Annotated in this window: 29 protein-coding genes, 1 pseudogene and 1 riboswitch; of the genes and pseudogenes, 4 read left to right on the top strand and 26 right to left on the bottom strand. The window is 37.6% G+C overall.

Annotated elements, in window-relative coordinates:
• Window positions 1–90: 90 nt before the first annotated feature.
• Together rhuM and Gferi_RS21300 are read right to left on the bottom strand one after the other, a co-directional pair.
• On the bottom strand, window positions 91–387 hold the full coding sequence (gene rhuM / locus Gferi_RS21310) for a RhuM family protein (RefSeq protein ID WP_069980100.1): 297 nt from the start codon (window positions 385–387) through the stop codon (window positions 91–93).
• Window positions 388–804: 417 nt separating this feature from the next.
• Window positions 805–2,256: an aminotransferase-like domain-containing protein gene (locus Gferi_RS21300; RefSeq protein WP_069980097.1), complete on the bottom strand. Its 1,452-nt coding sequence runs from the start codon at window positions 2,254–2,256 to the stop codon at window positions 805–807.
• A 150-nt stretch (window positions 2,257–2,406) separates the two neighbouring features.
• On the opposite strand from Gferi_RS21300, the gene Gferi_RS21295 reads away from it, so the two are divergent.
• Window positions 2,407–2,751: a hypothetical protein gene (locus Gferi_RS21295; protein WP_069980095.1), complete on the top strand. Its 345-nt coding sequence runs from the start codon at window positions 2,407–2,409 to the stop codon at window positions 2,749–2,751.
• Between the two features lie 78 nt (window positions 2,752–2,829).
• Window positions 2,830–3,702 carry a PhzF family phenazine biosynthesis protein gene (locus Gferi_RS21290; protein WP_069980093.1) on the top strand — a complete coding sequence of 291 codons (873 nt, stop codon included), beginning with the start codon at window positions 2,830–2,832 and terminating at the stop codon, window positions 3,700–3,702.
• A gap of 410 nt (window positions 3,703–4,112) precedes the next feature.
• Here the strand turns inward: Gferi_RS21290 and Gferi_RS21285 are convergent, their stop codons facing one another.
• The 5 genes from Gferi_RS21285 to Gferi_RS21270 all read right to left on the bottom strand — a co-directional run bounded on the left by Gferi_RS21285 (window position 4,113) and on the right by Gferi_RS21270 (window position 7,692).
• Window positions 4,113–4,742 (bottom strand): DUF3786 domain-containing protein, encoded by a 630-nt coding sequence (locus Gferi_RS21285; RefSeq protein ID WP_069980088.1) that lies wholly within the window; start codon window positions 4,740–4,742, stop codon window positions 4,113–4,115.
• A gap of 100 nt (window positions 4,743–4,842) precedes the next feature.
• The gene (locus Gferi_RS28895; RefSeq protein ID WP_236932638.1) at window positions 4,843–5,484 is read right to left on the bottom strand and encodes a hypothetical protein; all 642 of its coding nucleotides are present in this window, start codon (window positions 5,482–5,484) and stop codon (window positions 4,843–4,845) included.
• Window positions 5,477–5,905 carry a hypothetical protein gene (locus Gferi_RS28890; RefSeq protein ID WP_236932637.1) on the bottom strand — a complete coding sequence of 143 codons (429 nt, stop codon included), beginning with the start codon at window positions 5,903–5,905 and terminating at the stop codon, window positions 5,477–5,479. Before Gferi_RS28890 ends, Gferi_RS28895 begins: the two co-directional genes overlap by 8 nt.
• A 272-nt stretch (window positions 5,906–6,177) precedes the next feature.
• Window positions 6,178–7,212: an epoxyqueuosine reductase gene (locus Gferi_RS21275; protein WP_069980086.1), complete on the bottom strand. Its 1,035-nt coding sequence runs from the start codon at window positions 7,210–7,212 to the stop codon at window positions 6,178–6,180.
• Between the two features lie 48 nt (window positions 7,213–7,260).
• A complete protein-coding gene (locus tag Gferi_RS21270) occupies window positions 7,261–7,692 on the bottom strand; it encodes a MarR family winged helix-turn-helix transcriptional regulator (protein ID WP_069980084.1) in 432 nt (143 codons plus the stop codon).
• Between the two features lie 316 nt (window positions 7,693–8,008).
• Between Gferi_RS21270 and Gferi_RS28885 the strand changes: the two genes are divergently transcribed.
• On the top strand, window positions 8,009–8,458 hold the full coding sequence (locus Gferi_RS28885; RefSeq protein ID WP_069980082.1) for a transposase: 450 nt from the start codon (window positions 8,009–8,011) through the stop codon (window positions 8,456–8,458).
• Window positions 8,459–8,500: 42 nt separating this feature from the next.
• Complete coding sequence (locus Gferi_RS28880; RefSeq protein WP_069980080.1) at window positions 8,501–8,923, top strand: transposase; 423 nt, start codon at window positions 8,501–8,503, stop codon at window positions 8,921–8,923.
• Window positions 8,924–9,110: 187 nt separating this feature from the next.
• Here Gferi_RS28880 and Gferi_RS21255 read toward each other — a convergent pair whose 3' ends face one another.
• The 19 genes and pseudogenes from Gferi_RS21255 to Gferi_RS21175 form a co-directional block, all read right to left on the bottom strand.
• Entirely contained in the window at window positions 9,111–9,311 is a 201-nt protein-coding gene (locus tag Gferi_RS21255; protein ID WP_069980077.1) for a hypothetical protein, read from the bottom strand.
• Window positions 9,312–9,507: 196 nt separating this feature from the next.
• The gene (locus Gferi_RS21250) at window positions 9,508–10,203 is read right to left on the bottom strand and encodes a hypothetical protein (RefSeq protein ID WP_069980075.1); all 696 of its coding nucleotides are present in this window, start codon (window positions 10,201–10,203) and stop codon (window positions 9,508–9,510) included.
• A gap of 601 nt (window positions 10,204–10,804) precedes the next feature.
• Entirely contained in the window at window positions 10,805–11,554 is a 750-nt protein-coding gene (locus Gferi_RS21245; RefSeq protein ID WP_069980074.1) for a DUF1266 domain-containing protein, read from the bottom strand.
• Window positions 11,555–11,870: 316 nt separating this feature from the next.
• Window positions 11,871–12,569 (bottom strand): hypothetical protein, encoded by a 699-nt coding sequence (locus Gferi_RS21240; protein WP_069980072.1) that lies wholly within the window; start codon window positions 12,567–12,569, stop codon window positions 11,871–11,873.
• Between the two features lie 19 nt (window positions 12,570–12,588).
• Window positions 12,589–12,891, bottom strand: coding sequence for a hypothetical protein (locus tag Gferi_RS21235; RefSeq protein WP_069980070.1), 303 nt, complete (start codon window positions 12,889–12,891; stop codon window positions 12,589–12,591).
• A gap of 471 nt (window positions 12,892–13,362) precedes the next feature.
• Window positions 13,363–13,857 carry a flavin reductase family protein gene (locus Gferi_RS21230; RefSeq protein ID WP_069980068.1) on the bottom strand — a complete coding sequence of 165 codons (495 nt, stop codon included), beginning with the start codon at window positions 13,855–13,857 and terminating at the stop codon, window positions 13,363–13,365.
• Window positions 13,854–14,405 carry a cysteine hydrolase family protein gene (locus Gferi_RS21225; protein ID WP_069980066.1) on the bottom strand — a complete coding sequence of 184 codons (552 nt, stop codon included), beginning with the start codon at window positions 14,403–14,405 and terminating at the stop codon, window positions 13,854–13,856. The genes Gferi_RS21230 and Gferi_RS21225 overlap by 4 nt, the downstream gene beginning before the upstream one ends.
• A gap of 225 nt (window positions 14,406–14,630) precedes the next feature.
• Window positions 14,631–14,966, bottom strand: a complete 336-nt coding sequence (locus Gferi_RS21220) for a winged helix-turn-helix transcriptional regulator (RefSeq protein ID WP_069980064.1) — start codon at window positions 14,964–14,966, stop codon at window positions 14,631–14,633.
• A 224-nt stretch (window positions 14,967–15,190) separates the two neighbouring features.
• Window positions 15,191–15,571: a hypothetical protein gene (locus Gferi_RS28875; RefSeq protein WP_236932636.1), complete on the bottom strand. Its 381-nt coding sequence runs from the start codon at window positions 15,569–15,571 to the stop codon at window positions 15,191–15,193.
• Window positions 15,572–15,698: 127 nt separating this feature from the next.
• The gene (locus Gferi_RS29535; RefSeq protein ID WP_236932635.1) at window positions 15,699–15,893 is read right to left on the bottom strand and encodes a transposase; all 195 of its coding nucleotides are present in this window, start codon (window positions 15,891–15,893) and stop codon (window positions 15,699–15,701) included.
• A 122-nt stretch (window positions 15,894–16,015) separates the two neighbouring features.
• On the bottom strand, window positions 16,016–16,471 hold the full coding sequence (locus Gferi_RS21210) for a hypothetical protein (RefSeq protein WP_069980062.1): 456 nt from the start codon (window positions 16,469–16,471) through the stop codon (window positions 16,016–16,018).
• Between the two features lie 125 nt (window positions 16,472–16,596).
• Window positions 16,597–17,388 carry an RNaseH domain-containing protein gene (locus Gferi_RS21205; RefSeq protein ID WP_169833019.1) on the bottom strand — a complete coding sequence of 264 codons (792 nt, stop codon included), beginning with the start codon at window positions 17,386–17,388 and terminating at the stop codon, window positions 16,597–16,599.
• Window positions 17,389–17,508: 120 nt separating this feature from the next.
• Window positions 17,509–17,553 (bottom strand): annotated as a pseudogene (locus tag Gferi_RS29530) (hypothetical protein); the annotation flags it as partial.
• Between the two features lie 93 nt (window positions 17,554–17,646).
• Window positions 17,647–19,779: an EAL domain-containing protein gene (locus tag Gferi_RS21200; protein ID WP_069980059.1), complete on the bottom strand. Its 2,133-nt coding sequence runs from the start codon at window positions 19,777–19,779 to the stop codon at window positions 17,647–17,649.
• A gap of 240 nt (window positions 19,780–20,019) precedes the next feature.
• Window positions 20,020–20,109: riboswitch (cyclic di-GMP riboswitch) on the bottom strand.
• A 58-nt stretch (window positions 20,110–20,167) separates the two neighbouring features.
• Window positions 20,168–21,436: a GGDEF domain-containing protein gene (locus tag Gferi_RS21195; protein ID WP_069980057.1), complete on the bottom strand. Its 1,269-nt coding sequence runs from the start codon at window positions 21,434–21,436 to the stop codon at window positions 20,168–20,170.
• A gap of 250 nt (window positions 21,437–21,686) precedes the next feature.
• Window positions 21,687–22,208, bottom strand: a complete 522-nt coding sequence (locus tag Gferi_RS21190; protein WP_069980055.1) for a V4R domain-containing protein — start codon at window positions 22,206–22,208, stop codon at window positions 21,687–21,689.
• Between the two features lie 1,116 nt (window positions 22,209–23,324).
• Window positions 23,325–24,659, bottom strand: a complete 1,335-nt coding sequence (locus Gferi_RS21185; protein ID WP_069980053.1) for a sensor histidine kinase — start codon at window positions 24,657–24,659, stop codon at window positions 23,325–23,327.
• Window positions 24,660–24,675: 16 nt separating this feature from the next.
• Window positions 24,676–25,416 carry a LytR/AlgR family response regulator transcription factor gene (locus tag Gferi_RS21180; protein WP_069980051.1) on the bottom strand — a complete coding sequence of 247 codons (741 nt, stop codon included), beginning with the start codon at window positions 25,414–25,416 and terminating at the stop codon, window positions 24,676–24,678.
• 408 nt (window positions 25,417–25,824) lie between these two features.
• Window positions 25,825–26,562 (bottom strand): LytR/AlgR family response regulator transcription factor, encoded by a 738-nt coding sequence (locus Gferi_RS21175; protein ID WP_069980049.1) that lies wholly within the window; start codon window positions 26,560–26,562, stop codon window positions 25,825–25,827.
• Between the last annotated feature and the right edge of the window lie 190 nt (window positions 26,563–26,752).

Genomic DNA, 26,752 nt, shown 5'->3' with positions numbered 1-26,752 from the left:
TAATTAGTTTTTTTCAATTTTTGCAACTATCTCAAGATGTGTTTTGATAAAAAGATGACACTAATACGCATTAATATTTATAATGCGCACTTATTTTTTGTCTTCATTGCCTAACAGTTTCATTTCCATGTCCTCAAGTGCCTTAATATAATCTTTTTCCACCTTAGAAATCTCTTCAATTTTCAAAGCTTTATATTTCTTATACTCTTCCTTTGCTTTAAGTTCAACAGTCTTTGCACTTATCTTCCCTACATGCGTAAGTATTTCATGCTTGGACAATTTCAGAAATCCATCTAATGTTTCAATCCAATCTGACATATACATCGGGATTCTTCTTCTCGCCTGCATTTCAGCAAATTCAAGATACGCAGATACAACACTGTTCAAAGCAGCTAACTCATCTTCTGTGCAATAATTTTTTGCTACTATGTTTCATAAAAATATTCCCAGTATTATACTAAAAAGAGGCTAAGTTTATGCGCCATTTTATTGACTCACACTTAGCCTCTAATATTATAATATTTTATTAAAAACTCCTATCTATATGAATCAATCTAAATATTTATATTAATTCGACTTTCCGAGCTATCTTATCTACTGGGATTTTCCCTTCACCCTCGCCAAACTTCACATTTACGTTGATATATGTGTCTGCTTTTTTGTGGGAAAGAAGTACAACCGTCTCTACGTGCGTTGAGGAGACAAAAGAGATGCCGTTTGAGGCTGATAGCTCCTTGGCGGAAGGAGTATTATTGCAATACTCTTCAATAAAAATGCTACTGTATGTATGTTGCCTAATGGTCATCACTTGAGCTGCTCAATAACCAACTTTGAAAGTACCTTTATCCCAAAATCAATTTCATCCAATGAAGCATTCGAATATGAAATCCTGATATTCTGGTTAGAATGATACTCATACAAATCTCCAGGGTGAATAAGTATTTTATTTTTTAAGGCTTTTATAAACAGCTGGTGCATTGATATTGCATTATTTAGCCTGAGCCAGATGAAATATCCACCTGCCGGTGTGTTCCACGAAGCTATCCCTTTGAAATATCTATTAAGCGCGGCAAGTGCAGCATCCCTTCTTTTCCTGACGTTTTTTCTCATCATTTTATTATGTTCAGTGTATAATCCGCTGGCAAGCATTTCTGCAGCCACATATTGTGAGAGCGAACTAGATCCGTAATCGGTTTGCATTTTTATATCCGCCAATCTTGCAATAACCTGTTCAGACCCAACAATCCACCCTATCCTGAGTCCCGGACTCATATTCTTAGACATGCCGCCAATATAAAGAACAAGGCCGTTTTTATCGAATGCTTTTAAAGGCATCGGAGGCTGTTCATCAAACCATATCTCCCTGTAAACGTCATCCTCTATAACAGGCAGTCTTTCCAGCCCACATTTGTCTATGAGAATTTTGCGTCTTTCCGGTGACATTACATTTCCTGTGGGATTATGAAAAGTAGGTATTGAAAACAGCATTGCTCCTCTTTTTCGTCTGTGCCGTGCAAACAATTCCTGTATATTGATGCCTTCTTCATCAAGAGGTATTCCCGACAGCTGCATGCCAAAGGATTGAAAGGTTCTAAGCGAATAAAGATATGAAGGCTTTTCAAGGTATACAACCGAATTTGAATGCAGCAGGCCAAGAGAAATAAGCTGCAAGGCCTGCAAGGCACCTGAAGTAATCAGTACGGAAGAAGGTTCTGCCGCTATCCCCAATGTAGAAAGATATTTGCACAACTCTTTTCTTAAATGAAGTGTTCCCCTTGGTTCTTCATAGCCAAGGGACTTTCCCGAGAGAGTCATCTTCTTCAATATTTTCTGTATCATTCCGCAAGGAACTAATGCATCGGATGGTTCGCATGAACCCAGTCTTATGATTCCCGGATCAAATTCAGCCTGGTTGATCTGCTGCACTATGGTCTGATTGGTCTGATGAACCCCTGAAGAGATATAGTTATTCCAGTTGTAGGTACGCTCCATGGGACACAAAGTCCAGGTATTGTTAATTATTACTGTACCGCCTCCTGAATTTCCCTCTATAACCCCTTCAGCAGCCAGCTCTTCCATTGCAGCTACAATGGTGCTCCTGTTTACACCAAAAACCTCCGAGAGTGTCCTCTGACTTGGCAGTTTTGTACCAACAAGCCATTCTCCACAGGCAATTTTGTTTTTAATATACCCGGCAATCTGCAAATACAATTGTGTCGGGCTGTTTCTGTCCGGTTTCCAATCAATATTCAGCATGACATTACCTCCACACATTACTGATATTACTGTATCACTTGGTTGGCTAAAAAGCAACCAAACAATGGTTGGAGACTTTTCAACAAACTTTATTTATAATTGCATTGACACGAAGAACTTATATATAATCCGTTGAGATACTAAAGTGCGATGAAATTTCAATGTTCAATCCAAGAAGAACTTGATAAAATAACAAATGATATCGGAGATCTTGGAAATTGCAAGTGGCTTCAAAGAATAGACTCACTTGATTTCATTGCCGTAGATAATGCCGCAAAAGCCCTTGAGGAAACAGATACCGTAATAACCACAACACCTTCCCGTAAGGCATACATATCAAATGAATGGGTCATGCCTGGAACTCATTTCAGCTGTATTGGGGCAGATATGTCGGGCAAGCAGGAGATAGATGAAAAAATCTTTGGAGGGGCCAGGGTTTTTGTCGATGTAGTACAGGCATCGCCCTGCAGGATCTTTCCGTTTCAAATTTTCTGATTAAAAAAGCTGAAGAATTGAATATCTGTACAACCGTTTACATTTAAATGTCACCCCAATTTACGAGGAGGAATGAATATGAAAGTGAAAGCGTATACAATAAACTCATTTGCCAAAACCGCTGAAGGAGGTAATGCTGCAGGAGTAGTCCCAAATGCTGATTTTCTGTCAGATGTGGAAATACAAAAAATAGCTGCCACCCTCGGATTCAGTGAAACTGCCTTTGTTATGCAATCAAATCCGGCAGATTTCAGGGTAAGGTTCTTTACCCCGAACGAAGAAGTCGATCTATGCGGACATGCTACGATAGGAACCTTCTATACTCTGGCAACACTAGGATATATAAAGCCGGGCAGCTATCTGCAGGAAACCAAAGCAGGAATTTTGGGAGTTGAAATAAAGGAAGACCTGTCCGTTATGATGTGTCAGCCGCTCCCGTCTTTTTTTGAAATAGTCGAAAAGAACGAAATCGCCGATTCATTAAACATAGAAATAACCAGCATTCATGAAGATTTACCGGTTCAAATAGTATCAACAGGTTTGAGGGATATAATAGTGCCCATAAAAAGCGTAGATATTTTAAACTCCATAAAACCGGATTTTGAAAAAATAAATGAAATCAGTAGGAAGTACAATGTAGTCGGTTATCATGTATTCACACTTGAATCAATCAATCGTTCAACCGCCTGTTGCAGAAACTTTGCCCCCTTATTTGCGATCCCGGAAGAATCCGCTACAGGTACATCGAACGGTGCTCTTGGCTGTTACCTTTATAAATATGGCAAGCTCGATTCTAATCAAGCTTCACATATTATCATTGAACAGGGCTATTCTATGAAAAAACCGTCGGAAATACTGGTTTCCCTGGCTGTCGAAGGGAAGGAAATCAAAGGAGTCAAAGTTGGCGGGAAAGCATTAAGTTTATCTTCAATTATAGTTGACATAGAATAACTTAATCTTACCAAGACTCACAGTCTTTTCTCCCTAAAACGGTTCAATTCTAGCATTCACTTTTTTCGACAGATTGCCACGCATTCTACATGCCTTGAGGATACAAAAAAAAGATGCCGCTTAAAGCTGGTAATCCCTTGGCGGCAGGGTATATAACGATAGATCTTCACCTCATACACAACTTGCCTTGCTATAAATACAGATGAATTTTAAATATAAATGCTGTTATTTACCTTCTAATTTTTTAATTGTATCCATACTGATCTCCTGAATTGCTTCTAATTGTAGTATGGCTAATTAATCCATTTTTGCGGCGACAGTTTAAAAGCATTATATCCGGCTTCTTTTCTAAACCTATCGAATTCGATAGGTTTAAAATCAGGATTATACATCAGGGTTATACACCAGAATTACACCCATCCGGTTGTGTCTCCCGTTTGGGCGGTCATAATAATCGCCCGTACAAGGCATCCCTCTAAAAAAGCCAGACATTCAAATTCCATAAAGCGTGAAGCATTTTTATCGAACAAAATCTGAACGTCACATGGAAATTCATCATCTCCCTCATTATAAACAATCTGGAGGGGGATTTTCGGTAATATATTCAGAAGCCATGAATAGCCGCCCGATTTCAACTTTCCGTTAAAAAAACCGTCTAATTTGCACATAGTTTCGCTGAATGCTACATAATTTCCACTGAATATTTTACCGAGCGGATCGGTCATCCATTTTATATTTGAACTGAATATTATTCCTATGCCGGCAAAATAAGAAATCTGTACATATGAAAATACAGGCTCACCCATGCCTTTGGACAAGGTATAGTAAGCCAGAACATTGCGGTTGTTGATATTAACCGGCTTACCATCTGTCGGATTAACACCTCGGGAACTAATCTCGTATTCTCGGCCAAGAAAATTTACAGACAAGGTCCCATCTGGCTGAAGTGAAAGACCAAGCCGTTCGGCAACTTCTAAAAAATCACACTTGCTCAATTTAGGTATAAGGCTTTCATAAATTTGTTCATAACCTCTACTCATAAGATATTCCTTTCATTTTACGCCCCAGATGCCCAATACATATATTTTTAGCAGTATATATGTACATTTTAGTTTATATATCACCAGTTTACAAGTTTAATTAAGCAATCTTCTTCCCGTACAAGTAGCATTTAACAGATTCAATTATGGCGGAATATATTTTACTATTTTCGAGGGAAGATACGAAACCATTTAAAATTAATTCTCTGTAGATCTGGCTTGCTATTTCACGCTTTATTGCTTGGGGACTTTCAAATTGCCATGCTTTTAGCCTCTCATCTAAAAATAGTAGCACACAAACAAGGGTAAATCCAATAGCCAAAAGATTGACGTATCTTTCAATGGCAAGTTTGTTACGTACCATATAGTTGCTAAATCCCCAAAAGAATTTTTGCTGATAGAATATGACTTCGATGTTCCATCGAATTCCGTAGGCGCGAAGCATTAGATTCTCTGATCCTTTGAACCTGTTATTACTTTCTTCCTGCTCATGTTCTTTAAATAGTTCAATCCCTTCTGGATTCAATGTAGAGATATAGACTCTTACGGAAGTAAGTTCTTCGGGATTGGTAGTCGTTACTGTAACATATACAGGTTGGTCAAAGAGTCGTGTTATTGCTTTCTTCGTAGCAACATAGTAATCCCCTAGTTTTTCAAAGGAAAAGGTAGCTTCATCAAGCCTATCTCCATGTATTCTAGGTCTACCTCTTTTCCCTGTAGGGGCTGGAGGCAAGTCAAACAAAGCAGTGCCCCTTAAGATAGGTGTTTCCTGTTTTATTTGCATGATCAAAGTGCTGGAAGTAGCAGTCAAAATGATCTCCGAATTTTGCTTGCAGCGTATCGTCAATAGTTAGAAAAATAGTAGTATTCTTCAAGGCATCAGGAATTAACGCAATTGCAATACCTACGGTAATCTTTATTAGCTCTTCCACAGGAAAATGAACATAAGATAAAAGGTAGTATAGAGAGTTTAAAGCTTTTTTTCCATATTTCTTAATGAAGTTTTCATGTAGAAACCGAATAGATCGAACTTCCTCAACAGAGATAATGGCGAGCATGAGCCAGAAGAAAATATCTAAACTACGCTTTTTAAAAAGCAGACGATATTTCAATAAATATTGTTCTAAAGCTTGAATAAACGAATCCTTGGATATACTAATCATATCAGGCACCTCCTAGGGTGTTGGTTCTGCAAAATTAGTATTCCTAGGATTCAGGCGTCTGATTTTGTCATTTTTATCCAGTTAGTTTTTGATTACTTGTAAAGTGGTGTTTATATATTGTACTGGGCTCCTAAAAAAATATTATGCTAAAGTAAGTAATAGCATCGGGGCTATTATTGTATTTAATACCACATCATTTAACTATATATTTTGTGATAAAGATTTTACAAGCAAAATATTTCCTCTTTATTCTTATCTCGTGTAAACCTGTGTTAATTATCAGTTAGAGACATCTCTTTGCAGATCATCTGCGCAAGATCCCGTATCTTTTCATTTTCATTACTGCATGCCCCCATGATATATTGCTTATAGCTTTCCTGATAATTATTCCGCATGAAATTCAATACATTTACTTTCCATTTCCATAATTCATCCGGAGAAAGGTAAAAGAATTTAGGCTGTATGTTATGCTTATAAAATTCTTCTTCCATTTTCATAATGTTTTCTGGTGTGAGGCAAAGCGATATTTCCGAAACACCGGGGAATTCATCCTTCTCCGTCCATTTGCCACTGTTCATCGGACATGCATCCTGACAGGCGTCGCACCCGTAGATCCAGGTTCCAAAACTCTTGCCGAGAGGATCGTTTGACAAATCACGGCCGCCAAAAGTGGTAAGAAAGGAGACACAGCTGACTGGATTCATCGTATAAGGCGATGAAAGAGAGCAGGTGGGGCAGGCTTTGATACAATTGGAGCAGCCTTCAGGACAAATCGGTAAATTGGTTGATTCAACTAGTTCCATATCCCTGTCGGTTATCCACGCTTCTAATTCTACCCAGGAACCGGATTCCGTATAAAAGAAATTGTTTCTGCGTATGACCCCAAGCCCGGCCTTCATGGCCGCCCAGCGTAATCCGACGATACCAAAATTCCGGTTTGAGGCTGTTTTGAGTCCCAGATCCTGCAGAAATTGTTCCATCGCAACGCTTCTCTTAAATTCTTGAGATTCCGTATTGACACGTCCGTCAAATATATAGTGTTTACCGATATGGCCTTTTAATTGCCCAGGTACTTCATAATGTCCATAATGAGAAACAGCCACGATAACGGATTTTGTCCATGGGTACCGCTCCGGCAGATGCGTCAAACGGCTTTGGTTCTGATAGAACATCTTTGATGCGGGGACTTTATCAATACGTTCCATTAGACATTTATCATAACCCTCTAAATCCTGAATACGGACAATTCCGCATTTTTCATAACCGAATTCATAAGCTTTATTCTGAATTAATTTCTCTATACTCATGACTTTGATCTCCTTATAAATATAGTGCATATACACGAATAGGGCTAATTAAGATCCCATTCTCTCAATAATGGAAAGGAGAGATGTCAATTTTTCAATATTTTCTTTCCCGAGTTTCTGCTCAATGAAATTCTGCACATCGTTCCACAGGTATTCCGCCTCAATGCATTTCTCAATCCCTTTTTCGGTTAATTGAAGCTGACGATTTCGGGTGCCTTTTTGAGAAACGTCAATAATTAAGGAAGCAGTTTCAAGAGGTTTTAAACTACGGACCAAAGTCGTCCTGTCCAACCTGATTTTTATGGCCAGATCACTGACACTGACGGGACCAAAAAGCTTCAGATGCTTCAAAATCGAATATTGGCTGACCGTCAATCCGCTTGGGGCCAGCTTTTCATCATATATTTTTGTGATCGCTGCAGAAGCCCTACGTAAATTCAGACAATTGCAAATTGACGGCTTCTTTTCATTGTTTTTCATATAGGAAGTCACCTCAATATAGTGTATATACACTATATATGATACTTTAAGATTATTATTTTGTCAACATCACATTATTTCACAATCAGGGCAAAAGCATGAACCCATTCCTGCATAAGCTGATTCCTAGTATCCTGTAATATCTGTTTATGCTTTATTTTAAATTTATAGCTACGTAACTTTTGTACAAAGATCTAGTGTTAGATTGGATAACTTATCCATCAGGATATATCCAAAAAATAACTAAAGGTAATACCGTATGCCTATCGAAGTAGTATTTTTCCCACAAAGACTCTACGAAAGGCGGTATTACCTTATGAATAAGATAACATTTCACCAGAGTAATTGCAAGAAAGAAACTGCTTCAGCATGGTTGCTTTCATTACTCAAGTTTGCATGCGAAACTGAGTATTTTAAAGACTTACAGGACTTTAAACTTCCAATGATTAAAAAGGATTACACCATTTACCAGAAGTTAATGACCTTGATTAGTTCTATAGCCGTAGGCTGTGAGTCTACAAACGATATTAATGAGAGACTTCATCCTGAGAAAGTGGCTGCCAATATTCTAGGAATGGAAAGATTTCCAGACCAGTCTCAAATTAATCGTTTGCTGCAAGCTATGGATGAAGAAAATATTCAACAGCTTAGGCAGATACATCATCAAATCTTTATGAAACATAGCGATAGCATCTCCTCAGCCGAAGAGATGGTAGTCGATTTTGATCAAACGGGGCTAGTCGCCAATGGAAAAAGATGGACTTAGGGTTTTGTATTAGTTCAGATATTAACCAAGCATGGGGAACTAGTGTATACCCATCTGATTACCAACATTCCGAAGGAAAGAATGTCAGATGTAGAACTCTTTCATTTCTACAACCAGCGTCAGACCATAGAATCTTTCTTTAAGATGGCAAAGAACGTATATGGTATTAAGAATTTAAGAACAAGAAAATTCTATGGGATCTATGCATTTCTATGGTTAGCCTTTATGACCCATAATTTTATTGTAAATGCAAAGAAACTATTATTTGCTGAAACGACGCTAGTCGATACTGGAATGAAGGTATTGGTAAAACATGTTGGAAATATTAAAGCCCTTGTAGAACGAAGCATGGAGGGAATAAGGGTTATTATTCCTACATTTACGAAGTTGGCAAAGCAGCTGGCTAATGCCTTGGCAGAACCAAAGTACGTGCAGATAAGTCTGTTTGACCGTCAGAGATTCTGACGCATTAGTCAGGTAAATATATTCCATTAATGGTAATGATCCTGCTACCATTAGCTTTCATGACTTTTTTAAATATGGAATATTCTTCATGCTAAAAAGTCAGCCAACATAGGGAAATAATGGAATATAACACCTGATTTTTACTGGAAATTCAGTTCCAATTATATCTATTCACTTTGTACAAAATTTAGGTAATTACCAAACCTATAGTTGGAACACCAATTAATATAAGTAAAATACATAAAGTGGAAATTGGCATTTCCTTTGGCATATCTTTTAAATTAAATAAAAAATTGAAAGCAAAATAGCCTAGACTTAAAACCCTAATAACTAGACGAAAACCTATAAATAAATAATTGGCTCTTACCGTTTTTAAATGTTTCCCCATATTCTCCCCCAATAGCCTGTAATTAGCAAATCTTTTTCCATCTGACTTTTTACGACTTAAAAATCCCCATTAATTTAATATGGGGAATCAGTAGGAACGGTTCTTTCCGGTTGTTTATTTGAAATACTTTAAATCATTAGGAATCGTTCCCAGTGATTTAAATGTGGAAATGTGAACTGACAGGCACCAATACTTTTTATTTCTGTATTACTGGGATATTATATGTACTTTGAGCTTTTTGAAAAACATCATCTCTATTACCTTTCCCATCAAATCTCATTTTCTTTTTATCCACATCAAAAATCAGAGATTTCTTACCTGATGGAGGATAATGAAAAACAACATAATTATTTTCTGTTCTTCCGGCACCATGGCCTAATGAATGACGATCCACAGATATCCCCTCTACTTTTTGGGTATCTATTAAAATATAATACGTAACATCTTTTTGTAGTATAAAACGTTTACCAAATAATACTCTTAGCATATTATTATAAAATCTATACGTATACATATTATGATTTCCATTCTCCAACATATCTCTTGCAAAAGCCAATCTATCTTCTTCGGTCTCTAATGTTTCATCTATCTCTTTTCTTAGCTCCTTCATAAGTTTCTTCACAAGTCTTGATTTACTAAATACAAACATCAGGATCAATGCATTGAATGCAAACAATCCTACTCCAATGCCTACATGCATGGTCAGTATCTGTTTTACCGGTGCTTCTACCATGATTCCAATGCCTACCAGCATCCCTACAATAACCACAAACATTATTGGCAAATATACATGATAAAATCTTTTGCTGACCTTGACGGCTTGCTCCATGATTCTCTTCTTCTCTGTTTGTTCCCACTCTTCCAACAATGAAGTTATACTATTTTCATTCATAAGTTTCCTCCACAAATTTTGCTGGTAGTATATAGGTTTGCACTACCATTTTATTTTAGCTATAATTCATACTAGTAACTACAGGCATACAGTTATTCATTCTAAATAGAGAGCACACTGGTCTATATTGAAAAAGGATTGTAAAACTTACTACAATAACTGCATATCTGTAAATTTAAAATATTTTTCTTTGATGACTTATTGCCAATATTCGTATTGTACTTTATAAATTCCAAAAAATACATAGGTATTCGGAACTATTAGAAATCATTTGAATTTCAAACCATTAATCTCCTTTATACTGTATTGTAGCATAAGAACAAGCTACTCTTTCACTGAATCCTGATTCGAAGGTCAAATAAAAGTTGTTCTATCAACTCCCATGTATTTTCTAATATACATCTATACTGATAGAACTTACGAGCATCTTCATTCATTTAAAAATTCTTATGATATCTACTATATGTATTTAAGAATTCCTGATAATGTAGCTTATCAACTAAGCACATCAGGTCAGCCTCTTAAAGTTGCTTTTTTCATTGAGTACTCCTTTCTGAAATAAAATATATTGAGCAGGCTGCACACCTGCTCAATCGTTAAGTCACCATGTTTTTTCCAACGTCGTATTCCAGTCAACGGCATAAGGATTGTTACTGCCGGACTTAAGTTTTTCATATATTTTCCGGCGTTTAAATGCCTCTGTTGAGGGGTCCTTGGGGTCTTTTCCTGACCAATAAGCATATCCTGTCAAATAACTCTCTACCATTTCGTCCCATGAAGTGTAAAACGTTTGAAGCTCTTTGGCAATATCTAAAGCCTTATCAAGGGCTTCTTCTTCGGTATAGTAGCCGGCAAGATAATAGTCAGCCAACAAGTTAAGCGCACGCGTATAGTCCCATGCATCGATTGCACTTGCTCCATGCGTTTCATAGGCATCGATTGCCGCAATGTAAGATTCCACTGTTCCATTATCAAGTTCCAGACTTTTCAAATATTCGCGGGCCTCTTGGCGAGAAACGTCAAATACTCCATCCTTCTTAAGCAGCGTCATTTCTTCAACATATCCTGTTCTATGACCTTCTTTCATTAGAAACTCTATCATTTTGTCTGCTGAAGCACGGTCAGCTACTCCCCACCACTCTTCCAATAATACTTTCGCATTAGCGCTATTGGTTTCATTTTTAGGGAACCCGCCAAACAAATTAACATCTCCACCATTGGTCTCAGTAAGTATCGCATGGGTTGTGTTGATCCATTTCACAGTATCTGAAGGTTGTCTCTTACTGTCACAAGCAGTAAATATATTCACTAACAACACACTGGCGAGCAGACACAAAATAAATTTTTTCATCCTTTTTTCCCCTTTGTTTTCATTTTTTTCCTCTAATTTACATGAACTTTTTTAATATAACATATAATTTGGCAAAGAACAACATATATCAAATTCTGTATCAGCAGACGCTTTTTTAAAAGAAAAGCCGCAGAACCGGAAAACTCCCGCGGCGAATTTAAAAACTGAAACTATCTTTGTTAGATAGGATTCAATGTCCGAGCCCAATCGTCTGTTTGGTTCCATACCGGTTAATTTTCCTTCTTCGTTGACAACGGCAAGACATCTGTCATCAAAACAAAAAAAACAAGGAGCTTTATGATTTCCCTGTTTTATCTTATTTTTGATTCTTCACCCAATTAGAAACTTCACTTACGTATACTACTTTGTTTTTTCTTTCTGGGTGTCCAATTCTCAAAACATTTATTTGAGAACTTTCTATAGTTCCCGTAAACTCCCACCATGGCATTTTTTTCTTTCCAATAGCTACGTTTTCACTCTTAATGCTAATCATTTCATCAAAAATACTAGTGAAGTACTCATCATATTCCCAGGATGTTAAAAATACAATGTTCGTAGGTTTCAAGAGTTTTATTTCTTCTTTAATGATCTGCATTCTTGATATACAGTTGTCTTTCATTAAATTAGAAGTTGTATCGACTGTATCTGAGTTATTGCATTTCATTATATTGGTATAAGCAATGTAATCTCCCGAATCAGAACCATATAGCTCATCTGAAATAGATCTTGTATAACTCCAGTATGGCCATGAGACCTCCCATAATTCATCAGCTCTACCTCTTGAGTCTAAATATGAGTTTCTAGCCACACCTGGATTTCCCCTAGCATTTTTACCGATGAATAATAGTTTATATTTACTGAAACAATACTTATCGCCAACAAACCAAAAAGAAACTGGTCTTGAAAGGTTTTGAGTAGTGTTTCTGCAATTTAGACATGCGTCATCGTTTCCTATACCTAATTTCTCATACATATTAAAAATTTTATCTTCCAGACTTTCATCATGTCTAATCACCCAAAACCTTCTCCTCTATCTAACTAAGTTTAGAAACTTTTCTCCAAAGCAAAAAACAAGCACCCATTATAACTAAAAAAATCAACATCCAAATGTATTTAAAAGCAAACAATTCATTGGTTGCAATGAAAACCGCAGTTGGACCATCGGCTCCTCCAATAATTCCTATGGATGATGCCCCTTCTACCTCAACATCTGCTTTAAGCATTAATTTTATAAGCTGTTTTATAATGAAATCACTCAAAGCAAGCATGATTGTAAGTGCTCCACTCACAAACATTCCAACCTTCAGCAATCTAATCTTTGTTGCTTTTTTCATCACAAATTAACCTCATTCCACTATTAATTTCTCTTTTTAAAATATCACATATTACAAATCCTTACAATATCTATATTTTCGTCTGAAAACAAGGGCAAAAAAGTGGCATTTTTCACCCCCGTTTTCGCCCTTGTTTGCCTCTCAAACCACAACATTTTGTGGTCAATTCGTCTTATTCGTCCTTTTGACCACAATTCGTCATCAGAATTATACACTCCACATGCCTTGAGTAGACAATAATGATGTCGTGAAGACCTAGTGGTGCCTTGGTGGTAGTGTAAATTTGGCAAAAACCTTTTTTAATGCAACTTCTATTAAAGATAGTTAGTATCATAACTGTCTACGGCTATGATTAGCCTAGCCAATTACCTATACTAAGAATACTTTCATTTACAAGATTTCTACACTCCAACGCTTTCTCAATACGCAGGTACTTGGTATGAGCAGGTGGCTTTCAATAACCTGAATCCCATCCTAAATAATTCTAGTGATTTCTGCGAAGTATAAAGTGTGGTAATCCTCATTGCTATAAATATTATTAAGGATATCACTTCTTAAATTTGAAGATGTAACAATCTGCTTATATACGATATTACATTCTAGCACCGTTTTACATCCAGTGATGTATATTGCACCAGAATCTGTTGAAGCTGTTTTGAAATTGCATTTCTCAAATTTGTCTACTTTACGACCACTTGCTTTACCACATATTTCTAACTCCCTTAGCATTTCAAATTTCTTTGGGATGTTTATAGTAAAAACATCTGAACTCTCAAGCAATTCTTTCGTATGCCGTGTGTCTCTGACAAGTACCATTGCCATAGGCATTTGCCACATGTATCCAATCAGTGCACAGCCTATGGTCATTACATTTATCTCCTTTTCATTATTGCTAACAAGGAAGCAACCTTCATGAAGCTGAGATACTAAATCATTAACCTTATTTTGATAATTACTATTAGTCTTCATTTAATTTTCCTCAAGTATTCTGTAGAACTCATAACATCTGAAAAACCGCGACTCAGTGCAGCCATAAAAGTGGATTGAACTATATTTGCAGCTATAGTTTCGCCACTAAAAACCAGGTCTTTCGTTGCACAGCAATCATAAAGAAGTATATTGGAATATCCTAAATCATAAGCTGCTCTAACTGTTGTATCTACGCAATGCTGTGTCATCATACCTACAATCACTAATTCTTTAATTTTCTGTAATCGTAAAAACTGATGTAGTTCCGTATCTCTGAAACTATTCGGAGTGTGTTTGATAATAACCGTTTCTCCTTCAATTGGCTCAATTGCTTTATAAATCTCTGAACCGAGTGTTTCAGGCTTAAAAAATGTAGCACTCTCTTTCATGTTAATATGCTTAATGAATACGACTAAATCTCCTTCTGCTCTAAACTTGCCCAGCACACCCTGAATGTTTTTCGCTGCCATGTTAGCATTAGATAACGGATAAGCCCCATTATCAAAATAATCATTCTGAACATCAATAATTAGTAATGCCTTTTTCATAACTGTCCTCCTTTAATTAAGCATCTATATTGAACGTAATAGAGAATTTACATCGACAGATAATATTTATATTCACGTTCAATATGCAAATTTCGTGCTTGATTATACTGCTTATGTTGAAAGAACATTGGCACGAAACATATAGTATGTATCACAAATAAATTGTAGCAAGTATTCATTCATTTTTGAAGTACCTACTTTTTTGTTAGTATCAAATTCACGGACTTAGATTTTCATTCCATTTTCGTTCATGTACTCTTTTCCTATAGATTGCAATATATTGATAGCTTCAATAATTTTTTGTCCTCTTTCCGCTGTAAGACTATATTCAACTTTTAACGGGTAACCTTCATATTTTATTTTATTAACTACCTGAAACTCAATTAAATCAGCTAAATCTTGTATCAGCATTTTCTGATTAATCCCTACAATGCACTTTTCAAGTTCAGTTAAAGATTTAGGTCCGTGTTTTAGTTGATATAATATGATCGTCTTCCATTTTCCTCTAAGAAAATCATGTACTATTTCAAGTGGGCATGTGTATCGTCGTCGAATTTTCATAAATAAACCTCCTCTTGATTATCCTTTACCGACCAGAGGGATGCCACCCATCTTCAAAATACGCCCATTCTTTCTGCTTGATGCCAGTATCTGTTGATACAGGACTCTACTCCTTCAACACTTGTTTCACCAATCTTCATTTTATGTTAACCCAAAAAGAATGATACTCGACCCTTATTATTGCCCGGTCGAGGAAAATACAAAAAATTGTTTACATGCCCGTCTTAGTGACAAGGGGACGGGGTTACCGTCACACTACGCTTTTGAATAATGCCTCTACTAACTCCTGTCAATCTTTCAATTTGTCTAATTGATAGGCCATACCCTTCCTTTAATTCTTTTATGTATCTATCTTTTTTATCTGTATCAACCATCTGTAAATCTAAGCCCTGCTTAACCTTACAATGAGCCTTGATTATTTTTATAGCATCATTATCCTTTATCTGTCGGCTTTCTTTTATTTCTAGACATTTACCATCGTTATCTTTATCAATATACTCAATAAATTTCCTAACAGCTTTTTCTCTATCTACATTTAAAATATCAAAGGCAAGTCTATATCCGTCTGATATTTTTCTCCAGTATAATCTGTATAATTCGTCCATAAATAGTCTTCAACTTTAGCTACTATACCAGCTTTTACAGGATTCTGAAGAATATACCTTAGAACTGTTAGGAAATATGCACCCTCCTCTACATGCTCGCTTTTAAATCGATCTTGTAACAAATATCCTACTCTTCCTCCTTGTTATACCATAAAACATAGCTACAGCATATCCTTCGCATAACAGTCTCTAATGGATCTTTATCCTCCATTAGTAGCAGATGAAGATGATTACTCATCAAGCAATAGGTATATAATTTGTATCCACTAATCTCACTGTACTTTTGTAAGGTTTGAAATAAACCTATGATAATCTTCCCCATCTCCAAACACAGTTTGACGATTTATTCCTCTCATAATGCTATGATATATTCCACTTTTGCTTTTTATTCTTGGCACGAAAATCACCTCTATGGTAAGTTATATCATAGAGGTATTATCTGTGTCAACAACCCCGTCCCCTTGTCAGTCTTGAAGGTTTCTCAGTCTCGTTCTCTTTTATTTCCTGAACTAAAATTATGAGTTTATCCTTATATTGTTCAATTCCAGTTCCCCTCATTTTTGCACTGTCACAAAATCCATTTACGACATTTACATAATCCTCAGTACAATAGAAAAGCTGAAAATATTTCAAATCTTTAAGCCAAGACTTGAGTATTCTGTCTATTCGTGCTTTACATTTCTTATAATATTCGACGACAAAATTTTTACTTTTAGGAAAAGTAGATCCAATTTCCTGTTCGATTTTTATAGCTGTCTGTTCAATTTTTATTTTTTCATAGTCATAAGCTTCCGGGTTAAGATAATTATTGAAGTACTCCATAACATACTTAATGATAGTTGTCATGTTTTCAGCATGGTTTTTGAAATTAAATTCATCCAGCTTGTCCTTCTTTTTCATCTGCGATATGTACTACTCTATCGTAAGCATCCATCTCTTCCCTCTTTTTACCAAGCCTATAATATATTGTTTATTTCAGCAAATACCTTATCCTTTCCAATACAGATTTAAATATAAGATACTTGCTATCCCATGTATTCTTCAAGCTTTTGAGCAAGATGTAATGGTAAAGGCATTCTCAATGTTTCTCTATATTGATGAGCTGCTTTTCGAAGTACATGTGTCAAATATACCCAGTCAGCAGGATCGTCTCCTTCTTTCAAGTGTATAGGATAAATCTCAATCATGGCTGGTCTTTTACACTCTTTAGTAGGATGAGTCACTTTTGATATAGCGTATCTAGTGTTTTGAAACAATTTGTCATTGGGCGCTGGCGCAATGCTCCAAAATATATCTTTATACTGATATATTCCTGTAAGACTCTTCGTATTTCCATCTTCTTTTTCTTCAGTAAGGTAATCTGGCACCTCTTCATTATTTCTTACTCTAATAATTCTAATACCATTCTCTTTTCTGTCGAGAAAGACATCATTATTACTATCTAAGTTATCGAAACATAGCCTTTTCAGCGTGTACTTATTTAACCTTTCTACTTTTGATAGTTCAGTATCAGATACAAACTTCCATATTTGTCGACTAGTACCATCGGATTTTATTAATACTAATATTGGCTTTTTATGAGTGTTAATCAATTCAAGCATTTTTGACTTTATTGACGAGAACATTGCTTTTTTTATATCATCTTTTGCTTCTTTCTTCCCTGGCATTTTTTGAAATTCGAGGCATGCTTCCCAATAAAGCAAATTAGGTCGTGTAAAGAAACCACAATCCACTCTAATTTGTCCTTTTTCAAAATCTGTCTTAACAAAACCGGGAAACCGTTCTGTATTCCCATAGATGGTTTTTTTGTAATTCACAATCCAAATCCCCATTGCAGGTACTGACAAGTTAGCTTCGTTTAACCTCTTTTTATTTTTTAAAGGATATAAGTAACCTAGTTGCCGATACAAATCATATATAGCAGACGTTATCCTACTCTCCTCACTTTTTTCTGACTCTTCCTCATTCTCATCACCATCAATTCCCGGTTGTATAAATTGAGTAAGTCTTCCAGTTTACGAGTACAAAAAACTTCAGCATGGTATTTCAGCTCAAACATTAACCTTCTAATTGATTCAAACCACTGCTTCTTCCTGTATACATCCATGTTCATTCACAAATTCTATGAACTTATCACTGTCCAGTGACCTACTGAAATAAAACCCTTGGAAATACTGACATCCAAGTTCATGTAGTATTTCTACCTGCTCCTTTGTTTCCACACCTTCCGCCACAGCCTTGACGTTCAGTTGTCCGCAAAGTGAAAGAATGGATTTTACAATCTGTTGACGCTGCCTATCGCTGGTAATAGTACGAACCAAGGAAGCATCTATCTTAACAATATTTGCATAGAAGTCACAGATATATAACAAAGAACTATGCCCCATTCCGAAATCATCAATGGAGAGATTTATGCCCAGACCCTTTATTTGCTCCAGCTTACTTCGCGTGGAGTCACTCGGATCGATTGCAGCATTTTCAGTAAGCTCCAGTTCCATATATCTGGACTCAATAGCGAACCAGCCAATGTAGGACCGCACAGTTTGAACCAGTGATTCGTCCTCCTGCAGCTGCCGTGGACTTAAATTCACAGAAAGTGACAATGTATTGTATCCTTCTTTATGCCAACGCTGCAAATCGCTAAATGCCCGATGCATAACCCACCTCCCCAATTCATTGGTAATGTTGGCTTCATCACAGAGGTTTAGTATGACTAATGGCGATACGTATCCATAAACAGGATGAATCCAACGCAAGAGAGCCTCCGCTCCTATGACTTCGCCTTTGTGATTTACTTTAGGCTGATATTCCAAATGCAGGATTTGTGTATGATTCCTAAAACCATCTTTAATCTCAGCCACTAAAGCGCGGGCGAGAGAACCTGTTTCGTCGTCGCGGTTAAGAATGGTTTTCTGCTGTCTCTCCTGAACATATTGAATCTCATTTGCTAGATTTTTAAAGACTGTAATAAGAGTATGCTGCTGGTGCCTTTCCTGTAACCGGACGAAAGGAATATAAATCAATATGGACAGGATCAGATTCACTGCCTGCATCACAATCCCGGCAACTGATCCTGTACCGAGATAGCCGGATAAAAAAATAGGGGTTGTCCATTCTACTGCCTGCGTTACTGGAGGCACCCATCCTATGCGTACTGACACCCAAGCGATAAAACTGAGAATAACAGGTGACAGCAGAAACGGAACAAAATAATAAGGGTTGAATATAATTGGCAACCCATATATCATGATTTCGTTTATGTTAAAGATTCCAGGCAACACAGAAACCTTGGCCAACCGGTTTTCGTTGCTCTTTTTCCTGACCAGCATCAGGGCAATCAGCAGCCCCAGCGTTGACCCTGCTCCGCCTAAATAGACGTAGGTATCAAAAAATTCTTTGGTTAAGATGCTGACATCTGCCACAGACGTCACAGAAGTAGCAACCGGCGTTGCACCTGATATCGCATCCATAATTACATTGCCGCCGTGTACACCAAAAAACCATAAAATATGGGTTGTGAGAATGATGAATAACGCTGAAAAATAGTTATGTCCCGTCATCCAAGTTTCATTTATTATTCTTGTGAACATCAATCGGGCATTGTCCGATCCGGTGAAATCAAGCATCCTTCTTGCTGCGCTGAAAATGAAAATGGTGAGCAGAGCAGGTATAACTGCGCGAAAAGAGGCTCGGATCAGAGCACCTCCATTATAAGAAAATAGAGCTGAAGGCCAAATACGGTCACGGCATCTGTAAAAAAAGCAAAACAGATTGCAGGCCATTACAGCTACAACCAGCGCTCGAAACATACCTGCAGAACCTGCATGCTCTGCACTTATAATCATATTTGTGTTATTTATGAATGCAATAAAAGAGGCCAACGCCGTTATTACGACAATGGTTGAATTTACCTCACCGGATTTCACAAGATCCTTTTCCTTTGAAACGGCATAGCTGACCGTAATCAATGTCGTAAGTGCCATGATTTGAAGCGTACCTTTATGTATCGACAGCCCAATCTCCCGCCAGTCTTCTCCTAAAACATTCAGCATGAAATCCTGAAAGGCCGGGATGGGGAGATTGAGCAATACAAGAATAATTGAGCCAATGATAATCAGCGGCATCTGATATATAAAACCTCTTCGGACTGCCCGGATTGTTTGTTGGTTTGCCAGTTTAGATACAATTTTATCGAATTTTTCTATCATTTTTATTAATTCCTCCTCTTGAGTAATCCTCTCAAGTAAACAAAGGCCGCAAAACAAAGGATTCCGGTTGATATGATCTCTATTATATAAAAATATAATATTTTACCTGAATTTTGTTGTATAATGTATTCAATTGATGTTTTTTTGTTCCCAATATTAAATATAAGTTCATTGACGCACTACTTCTTCTTTTTGACAGCAACCCCAATTTTTATCTTCTGTAAAATAAAAAAACCTACCTTCTGCGGCCAGGTTGCCATTCCTCCAGCCGGAAGATTAGGTCCTATTGCTTTGCGTCCCAGTGTTTTCACCGGGTTGCCAGTATCGTGACAAGTCATCTTGCAGTCTTCATGATACCTCTTAACTGTATCTGCGACTGTAATTCAACCTATTGCAGTTCTTGCTTTTTCCGTGTTTTGTATGCATACATCTTCTGATCGGCCAGTGCCAGTATATCTACAACGTTGGAGGCTGGATTGGAGCAGAAGGATGCGATCCCATAACTGAAGGACAATGTATAGGGTTTTGGATTTTTACTGTCTAATTTTTTCAGTTCTTTATACATTCTTGCAATGATTTTTCCAGCAACTTCTTCCGTACAGTTTTTGAAGATGATCAGAAATTCATCACCGCCATACCGGCAGACTATATCCGAGTCACGAATTGAGGATAGAAGTACCTTCGCAATACTCTTTATCGTATTATCGCCTTCATTGTGACCGTAAGTGTCATTTATGGTTTTCAAACCATCGATATCGATGAAGGCAACGCAGTGTTTTTTTGATGTGTCTACATGGAACAAAATCTTCTCCAGTTCCTCCAACCCTACTTTGCGGTTATAGGTACCGGTCATCTCATCCATCGTTGCCGAGAGCACAAGCTGATATTCACTTTTTTTCCAGTCACTGATATCTTCAATCATATGCAGATAAAATACCTGCCCATTGGGAAGCGAAAACCTGTCTGACATAATTCGATACCATATACCGCTGCTGTCCTCATAGACTTCCCGAAAGACCGGAAAGGCATTATCCGCTTTACTAAATTTTGCGATAAGCTCCAGCAGCACATTGCTTTCTATTTGCTCCGAAGGTATATATTCTATACTTCCCAATATTTCTTTTGCCAGGCGGTTAGCGTACACCACACGTCCGCTGCTGTCCACCTCCAGTACCAAGATATGAAGCAGATTGAGCGCCTGGAGAATCTGATGGTAACGCCAGCTGTTAACTGGTGCGGGCACATTGGAGGCAGAATTATTTGTTCCCCGCACAGAAACCAATGCCACCTGGTCAATCAGTCCGTTAAATATCTCAAACAGTTCACCGGTATGCTCCAGTTTACTCACCACCTGACCCGACTGCAGCTGCCTTCCGCTCCACGCTAAAATAGACAGTTGAGAGTGGAGCTGCTTCAGCACGCCGGCCATGTAGTTATGCCGGGAAGGTGTGGGACCGTCCAGCTTGCCTTTTGAAAGGTCAAAGGCCAGACGGTTTATTTCATTTAAGTGTTGAATCAATTGATTCAACTGCTCGACAACTTTCTGCAATTCGGGTACAGGTGAGCAGCATTCAATCGTACCGCACTGCTTCCCAGATAGCAGTATTTTCAATGCAGACTGCACTGCCATAAGCGTTTTTTTACTTTCATCCTCCATCTTTCATCACCTCCGTTTCTCGAAAATTCCTATATGCACGTTAAATTAGCGGCTGATACAGGCTACAGCCAATTTCTTCATCACATTCTCGGGCCCGAATATTCTTTAGCATACATAGAAACAACCGGTATACAAGTACCGGCGTACCTGGCCCCAGATTTTTTATGCCATCGTCAACATCTCCAAAGCCCTCCCAGCTGAGCCTAGATGACTTGTTCTCGTGTTACATGTAACCGCCTCCCTGTCCATATCACTGGCTAGCAGCAGTAAACCGGCAGGTCCTATCTCCACTTGCCCAGCAATCGATCTCCTTGACTGTAAAAGGATGCCCACTGTACGTTTCAAGAATGCCTGCAATAAATCCCTCATCATAGTCACATACCGTTTCGCCTGAAACAGGCAAACCTGAACAATCCAAATCTTCTGAAACCGTCAGGGTAAAAGAAAGCGAATATAGATCAGCTTTCTCAATACGCAGAATTCCGATTTTAAGCTCTTTGAGCTTATTGGTCAGGTTTGCGATAAAAAAATCAAAGTCTCCGGAAAGATCCAGTACGTTTTTTGCCAGCTCAGTACCAGCCAAATGTCCGGCAGCTCGATACAGGCGGCAGGCAGTTTCTTCATCATATTCTCGGGCTAAAATATCCTTTAAGGTATATTGGAACAATCGGTAAACAAGCACCGGCATATCCGGGCCCAAATTTTTTCTGCCTGCACTGATATCTCCAAGTCCCTCCCAGGTGAACTTTGATAACTTGTTTTGGTGTTTCATAGGTATCTCCTCCTTTAACTATTGCATTAAACTGAGTACATGTCCGTGCCCTTATGAGTACAAGTATAAAATTGCTAAAGGATGTTGTATTTTACCATGTACTTAATTTGCTCTTTTTTGCTCCCAATAAATGATGTGTTTGCCTTGTGTCGGAAAGAACTTATTCTACGTAAAGCTGTTCCATCTCCGTATGCACCATGCCACTCCATTTCGTTCTATTCCTTTTGGAAAACAAAAGCAATTTTCCTTTTAACTGCAGTTGATGAATTTTTGATTTCAACACTCGATTTTTTATCCTCTATATTCAGCAGCTTCTTTTATGCCACTGAGTTCTTCCATTCCAAAATGATGCAAAAGCATCATCAGCATATGGGAATTATATCTGTCTCTTAATGTTTATGTATGATGCTTGTATTCAATTGGCATTTTATTGTTCCCAATAATGAAAAGCTGTGATAAATAGCATTTCATATTACAGGCAGGCGGCTGCGATAGCTAGTACGCGGATAAATCCGGCAGTCCAATGGCCGACAATGCTGACTGCCGACAAATCAGCCATCATCAGAATGTTCCTTGTGGAATAATAAATTTATTCGGAACAATAAAAGCCCATTGATGACAAAACCATTTTGTTATAGGTTTTATCCTTAATGAGCGTTTTTGTCATCAATAACAATTAAGCTAAAAAAAGAATGGTTTATAACATATTGCAAAAAAATCTGATCCACTAAAAAATGTATTCCATAAGCTTATTGTATTAAATAAACAGAGAGAGCAATGAAAAAAGCCGCGAACACGGTGATTGTGTCATGACATTTGCGGCTTAAATCTGAATAAAATTGATATTTCGTCTTTGCATCTTAGATAGAATTGATACGCAAAAAAGTAAATCGTGACAGCAAATATTTTTTTTATTGACTCCAGTTTAATTAATTGTCTTGATTTTCAATTTAATTACACCTTAAAAAATGTATAATTTCAGTATTTTATGGTATAGTGCGTCTATTTTCCTGCTTTTATGTAAAAAACCATGGAACCGATACATCCCATGGTTGAAGTTTTACATATTTACTTTTAGTTTTTCACAGCACTTTTACGATCAACGCTTTACATCGTTTATGAAGGTTTTTCCTGTGAAGCTTGTGGAATATGGAGTTTGATGGTGAACACCCTTTTATCCTGATCCGCGTCTATCCATACCAAACCGCCCATGCTTTCAATAATATCCTTGATGATATTCAGCCCCAATCCATGAAAATCCTTATTCTTCTTAGTCGTTTTCAATTCTTCGCCTGCGAGAATCACTTCACCATTAAAAGAATTTGCCACCTCAATCATTGTCCAATCCTGATTGCCGCTGCTTGTGATTTCAATAAACCGCTCCAGAGCGGGAACCTTACAGCACGCCTCGATAGCATTGTTAAGCACATTGGCAAAAATACGGATAATATGAAGCTCGGAAAGAATCATATCTAACGGAAGATAGATAAACGATGAAAATCTGATGTGGTTTTCTTCACATGTGTTGGCTGCATCCTGCAGTACAGCATCCAGTAAAACATTGTTGGAATACGTTTTATGAACCAGCACACTTTTTTGCATGGTATCGTGTATATCGTCGATCAGCTTGACAGCCTTTTCATTTTCATGATTTTTAATCAGCGTCTTAACCGACGCCATCATGTCTTTATAGTCATGCTTAAATGCCCGGAAGCTCTCCGTATATCTTTGATATGATTTGTAATGCCTTATTTGCCTTTCAAGTTGTTCCTGCAGCTGACGGGTATGCAGTTCATACTCCATCAGCACCGAAACCCTGATCGTATGATTCAAGACAAACAGCAATCCCAACTTACCCATGGTGAATGAAATAAGGTATAGTGTAGAAAACCATAGGGGCCTTATCCCCCAAAAGCGGCCGTCATTGACCAGCAAAAGATAAATAATCAGCAGGAAAAGATAAATGACAGCGAACTTTAGCTGTTCTCTGTTGCATAGCAGTTGCTTCATTTTATCCAGCGGCACTATCGTTTTTCTTATAAGAGTGAAAATCAGCATTGAATAAAGTACTGCCAATACGATTATCGTATAATAATAGACCTCATTTCTAAGTACTCCGGCAATGCTATTTTTTAAAATGATGGCATAGAGGGAAACAATGATACCCCTGCTGCTATATAAGGAGAACATATACATGCCGCCTGTGCACAAAACCTGCAAGCCCTTCATACGAAAAAGCAGCTTAAAGATAAGCAGAGTAGAACCTAAAATAAGAAAAACACCGATTTGGTGCAAGTCCCAGATATCCGATATCAAAAAAGCGCCGATGTTGAGAGCAATCGCAGCTGCATAATAAAGCCAGTGCTCCCGTTTAAGCGGGAACAGTCTTTTCAAATAGAAAAAAATAAAAATATTATACGCAACCAGTGATACAATTGCGATCACCATCATGTGCTCAACCGCCCTTTCATTTGAAGCTGTGGATGTTGGATCGGGATATATAGTCGGAGAAAAGCTGCTTAACCTGCTTCAAATAAGTCACACCGATGGGGATATTTTCTCCTGTTTTTAACAGCAGGCTTTGCTGCTGAAATTTTGCAATATAGGGCAGGTGGACCAGATACGAACGGTGAACACGGACAAAATCCTTATCCCGGAGCTGTCTCTCCAGCTGCTCCAGAGTTCCGTAAAATTCAATGGTTTCCTTGCCGTTGTGGTGAACAGTTACAACCCGCTTCCAGATTTCAAAAAAGGAAATTTCCTTGATCGGGATTATTTTCTGCGTGTTGCCCGATTCGCACAAAAACATATCCGTCGCTTTCTTTTCTGCCAGGTCTACGGCACGCAGGAACACCTGCTCGAACTTATCCTCCCCAGTGGCATCTTTCAGCAAATATTGCACCGGTGTAATGTCGAATGCGTCATAGACATAATCCTCACTGGTGGTAAGAAAAATGATTTCAGCCTTACACCCATAGGCCCGGAGCTGCCTTGCGGTATCCATCCCGTTCAACGTTCCCATGAGGATATCTAGGTAGATAATATCTGCTTGGTCCGGAGAATCAGACAGATGAAACAGCAGTTCTTCTCCACTGTTAAAAGCGGAGAGGGTCATCTCTATATGATGTTTTTGGGTGATTTTAGCAATCAGACGGCTGTAGTGCTCTATAGTTTTCTGATTGTCATCACAAAGAAAAACTGTCACCATATCCTGTTTCACCCTCCTTTATGCATGCTTCTATACGTGATATTCAAACCTTTTTTCTTTTTATTATTACATTTTTGCTATTATAGTATAAATCATAAAATGATACAAGTATATCACTTCCAAACTATTTCTGGAAGAAAACAGCTATGATTGACAATATAAAAAGGTCGTCCTTTGCTCAAAAATTATAGACAGCGTTTGTGTGATGCCTTGATGATCTTATTAGAGAAAATAGAGATAACAAAATAGATACCTTGTCAAAAAAGAGTATGTAAAAGTATTAACATTTTTTGCATACTCTTTTATTTTATAGCTACCATAATACTATCAATTGTTCACCCTTTAACTTGCATTTCCCAATTGTCAATTCTTGTAACGGCTATCCTGGGTAATATTTCTTAATATACATTATAACAATGGCCTACTTGAAGTTTTGCCATATAATTTCAAAAATGCCTGTTTCACCTTGTTGGTATAGGTTCCGCCGACAGGTATTTCCTCTCCGGTTTTTAAAACAAGAAACTGCGGATGAAAGGTGGTAATATAAAAGAGATTTACCATATAAGAGCGGTGTGTCCGTATAAAGTTTTTATCCTGCAATTGTTTTTCCAGTTTTTCCAGACTGCTGTAAAACCGAAACTCTCTTCCTTTATGATGTACGTTAATCAGACGCTTTTTAATTTTTATATATGCAATGTCTTCTATCGGAATCATGACTTTGCTATTGCCAAACTTACAGGCAAGAAATTTCGTTTTTTTCTGTCTGGCCAGCTCAACTGCCCGCAAAAATACCTTCTCAAATTTCTCTTCAAAAGTTGAACCTTTAACCAGGTACTGCACCGGTTTGATGTCAAACACATCAAATACATGCTCCACACTGTTGGAAAGAAAAATGATACCGGCTTGACAGCCGCGCAATCTCAGTTCTCTGGCGGTTTCAATGCCGCCCAGTTCCTCCATAAATATGTCCATGTATATAATGTCTGCTTCATGGGGGTGATTCATTGTGTGCAGCAAAAGCGTTTCTCCATTGGAAAATCTGGTTATGTTGACATCAATGTTGTGCTTCCTTGAAATCTTTGTCAGCATTTCTCTGTATTTTTTGGCGGTCATTACATTGTTTTCACAAATGCAGACACAGATCATATACATCCTCCTTTTAGCTTTTTTCTTTATATCTCTGTTTACATCGATTCTTTCAAATTTAAAATATTGATATTTGTTAGTATATCAAGCACCACCCTTTTTTCAGGCTGATTTGTATCTAATTATCCGTTTCCTGTTCTCAATAAAAAACGAGCAATTAGAACAAACAGGATGTCAAAGATGGATACCG

This window comes from Geosporobacter ferrireducens, assembly GCF_001750685.1.
Lineage (GTDB): Bacteria > Bacillota > Clostridia > Peptostreptococcales > Thermotaleaceae > Geosporobacter > Geosporobacter ferrireducens.
The sequence above is the reverse complement of the archived record's forward strand: the minus strand, read 5'-3'. Positions and strand labels throughout refer to the sequence as shown.

Bases quoted from the DNA above. Each gene is read 5' to 3' on its own strand.
- Gferi_RS21300 (WP_069980097.1), bottom strand. From the start codon at position 2,256: ATGCTGAATATTGATTGGAAACCGGACAGAAACAGCCCGACACAATTG.
- Gferi_RS21295 (WP_069980095.1), top strand. From the start codon at position 2,407: ATGAAATTTCAATGTTCAATCCAAGAAGAACTTGATAAAATAACAAAT.
- Gferi_RS21290 (WP_069980093.1), top strand. From the start codon at position 2,830: ATGAAAGTGAAAGCGTATACAATAAACTCATTTGCCAAAACCGCTGAA.
- Gferi_RS21285 (WP_069980088.1), bottom strand. From the start codon at position 4,742: ATGAGTAGAGGTTATGAACAAATTTATGAAAGCCTTATACCTAAATTG.
- Gferi_RS28890 (WP_236932637.1), bottom strand. From the start codon at position 5,905: ATGATTAGTATATCCAAGGATTCGTTTATTCAAGCTTTAGAACAATAT.
- Gferi_RS21275 (WP_069980086.1), bottom strand. From the start codon at position 7,212: ATGAGTATAGAGAAATTAATTCAGAATAAAGCTTATGAATTCGGTTAT.
- Gferi_RS21270 (WP_069980084.1), bottom strand. From the start codon at position 7,692: ATGAAAAACAATGAAAAGAAGCCGTCAATTTGCAATTGTCTGAATTTA.
- Gferi_RS28885 (WP_069980082.1), top strand. From the start codon at position 8,009: ATGAATAAGATAACATTTCACCAGAGTAATTGCAAGAAAGAAACTGCT.
- Gferi_RS21255 (WP_069980077.1), bottom strand. From the start codon at position 9,311: ATGGGGAAACATTTAAAAACGGTAAGAGCCAATTATTTATTTATAGGT.
- Gferi_RS21250 (WP_069980075.1), bottom strand. From the start codon at position 10,203: ATGAATGAAAATAGTATAACTTCATTGTTGGAAGAGTGGGAACAAACA.
- Gferi_RS21245 (WP_069980074.1), bottom strand. From the start codon at position 11,554: ATGAAAAAATTTATTTTGTGTCTGCTCGCCAGTGTGTTGTTAGTGAAT.
- Gferi_RS21230 (WP_069980068.1), bottom strand. From the start codon at position 13,857: ATGAAGACTAATAGTAATTATCAAAATAAGGTTAATGATTTAGTATCT.
- Gferi_RS21225 (WP_069980066.1), bottom strand. From the start codon at position 14,405: ATGAAAAAGGCATTACTAATTATTGATGTTCAGAATGATTATTTTGAT.
- Gferi_RS21220 (WP_069980064.1), bottom strand. From the start codon at position 14,966: ATGAAAATTCGACGACGATACACATGCCCACTTGAAATAGTACATGAT.
- Gferi_RS28875 (WP_236932636.1), bottom strand. From the start codon at position 15,571: ATGGACGAATTATACAGATTATACTGGAGAAAAATATCAGACGGATAT.
- Gferi_RS29535 (WP_236932635.1), bottom strand. From the start codon at position 15,893: ATGGGGAAGATTATCATAGGTTTATTTCAAACCTTACAAAAGTACAGT.
- Gferi_RS21210 (WP_069980062.1), bottom strand. From the start codon at position 16,471: ATGAAAAAGAAGGACAAGCTGGATGAATTTAATTTCAAAAACCATGCT.
- Gferi_RS21200 (WP_069980059.1), bottom strand. From the start codon at position 19,779: ATGATAGAAAAATTCGATAAAATTGTATCTAAACTGGCAAACCAACAA.
- Gferi_RS21195 (WP_069980057.1), bottom strand. From the start codon at position 21,436: ATGGAGGATGAAAGTAAAAAAACGCTTATGGCAGTGCAGTCTGCATTG.
- Gferi_RS21190 (WP_069980055.1), bottom strand. From the start codon at position 22,208: ATGAAACACCAAAACAAGTTATCAAAGTTCACCTGGGAGGGACTTGGA.
- Gferi_RS21185 (WP_069980053.1), bottom strand. From the start codon at position 24,659: ATGATGGTGATCGCAATTGTATCACTGGTTGCGTATAATATTTTTATT.
- Gferi_RS21180 (WP_069980051.1), bottom strand. From the start codon at position 25,416: ATGGTGACAGTTTTTCTTTGTGATGACAATCAGAAAACTATAGAGCAC.
- Gferi_RS21175 (WP_069980049.1), bottom strand. From the start codon at position 26,562: ATGATCTGTGTCTGCATTTGTGAAAACAATGTAATGACCGCCAAAAAA.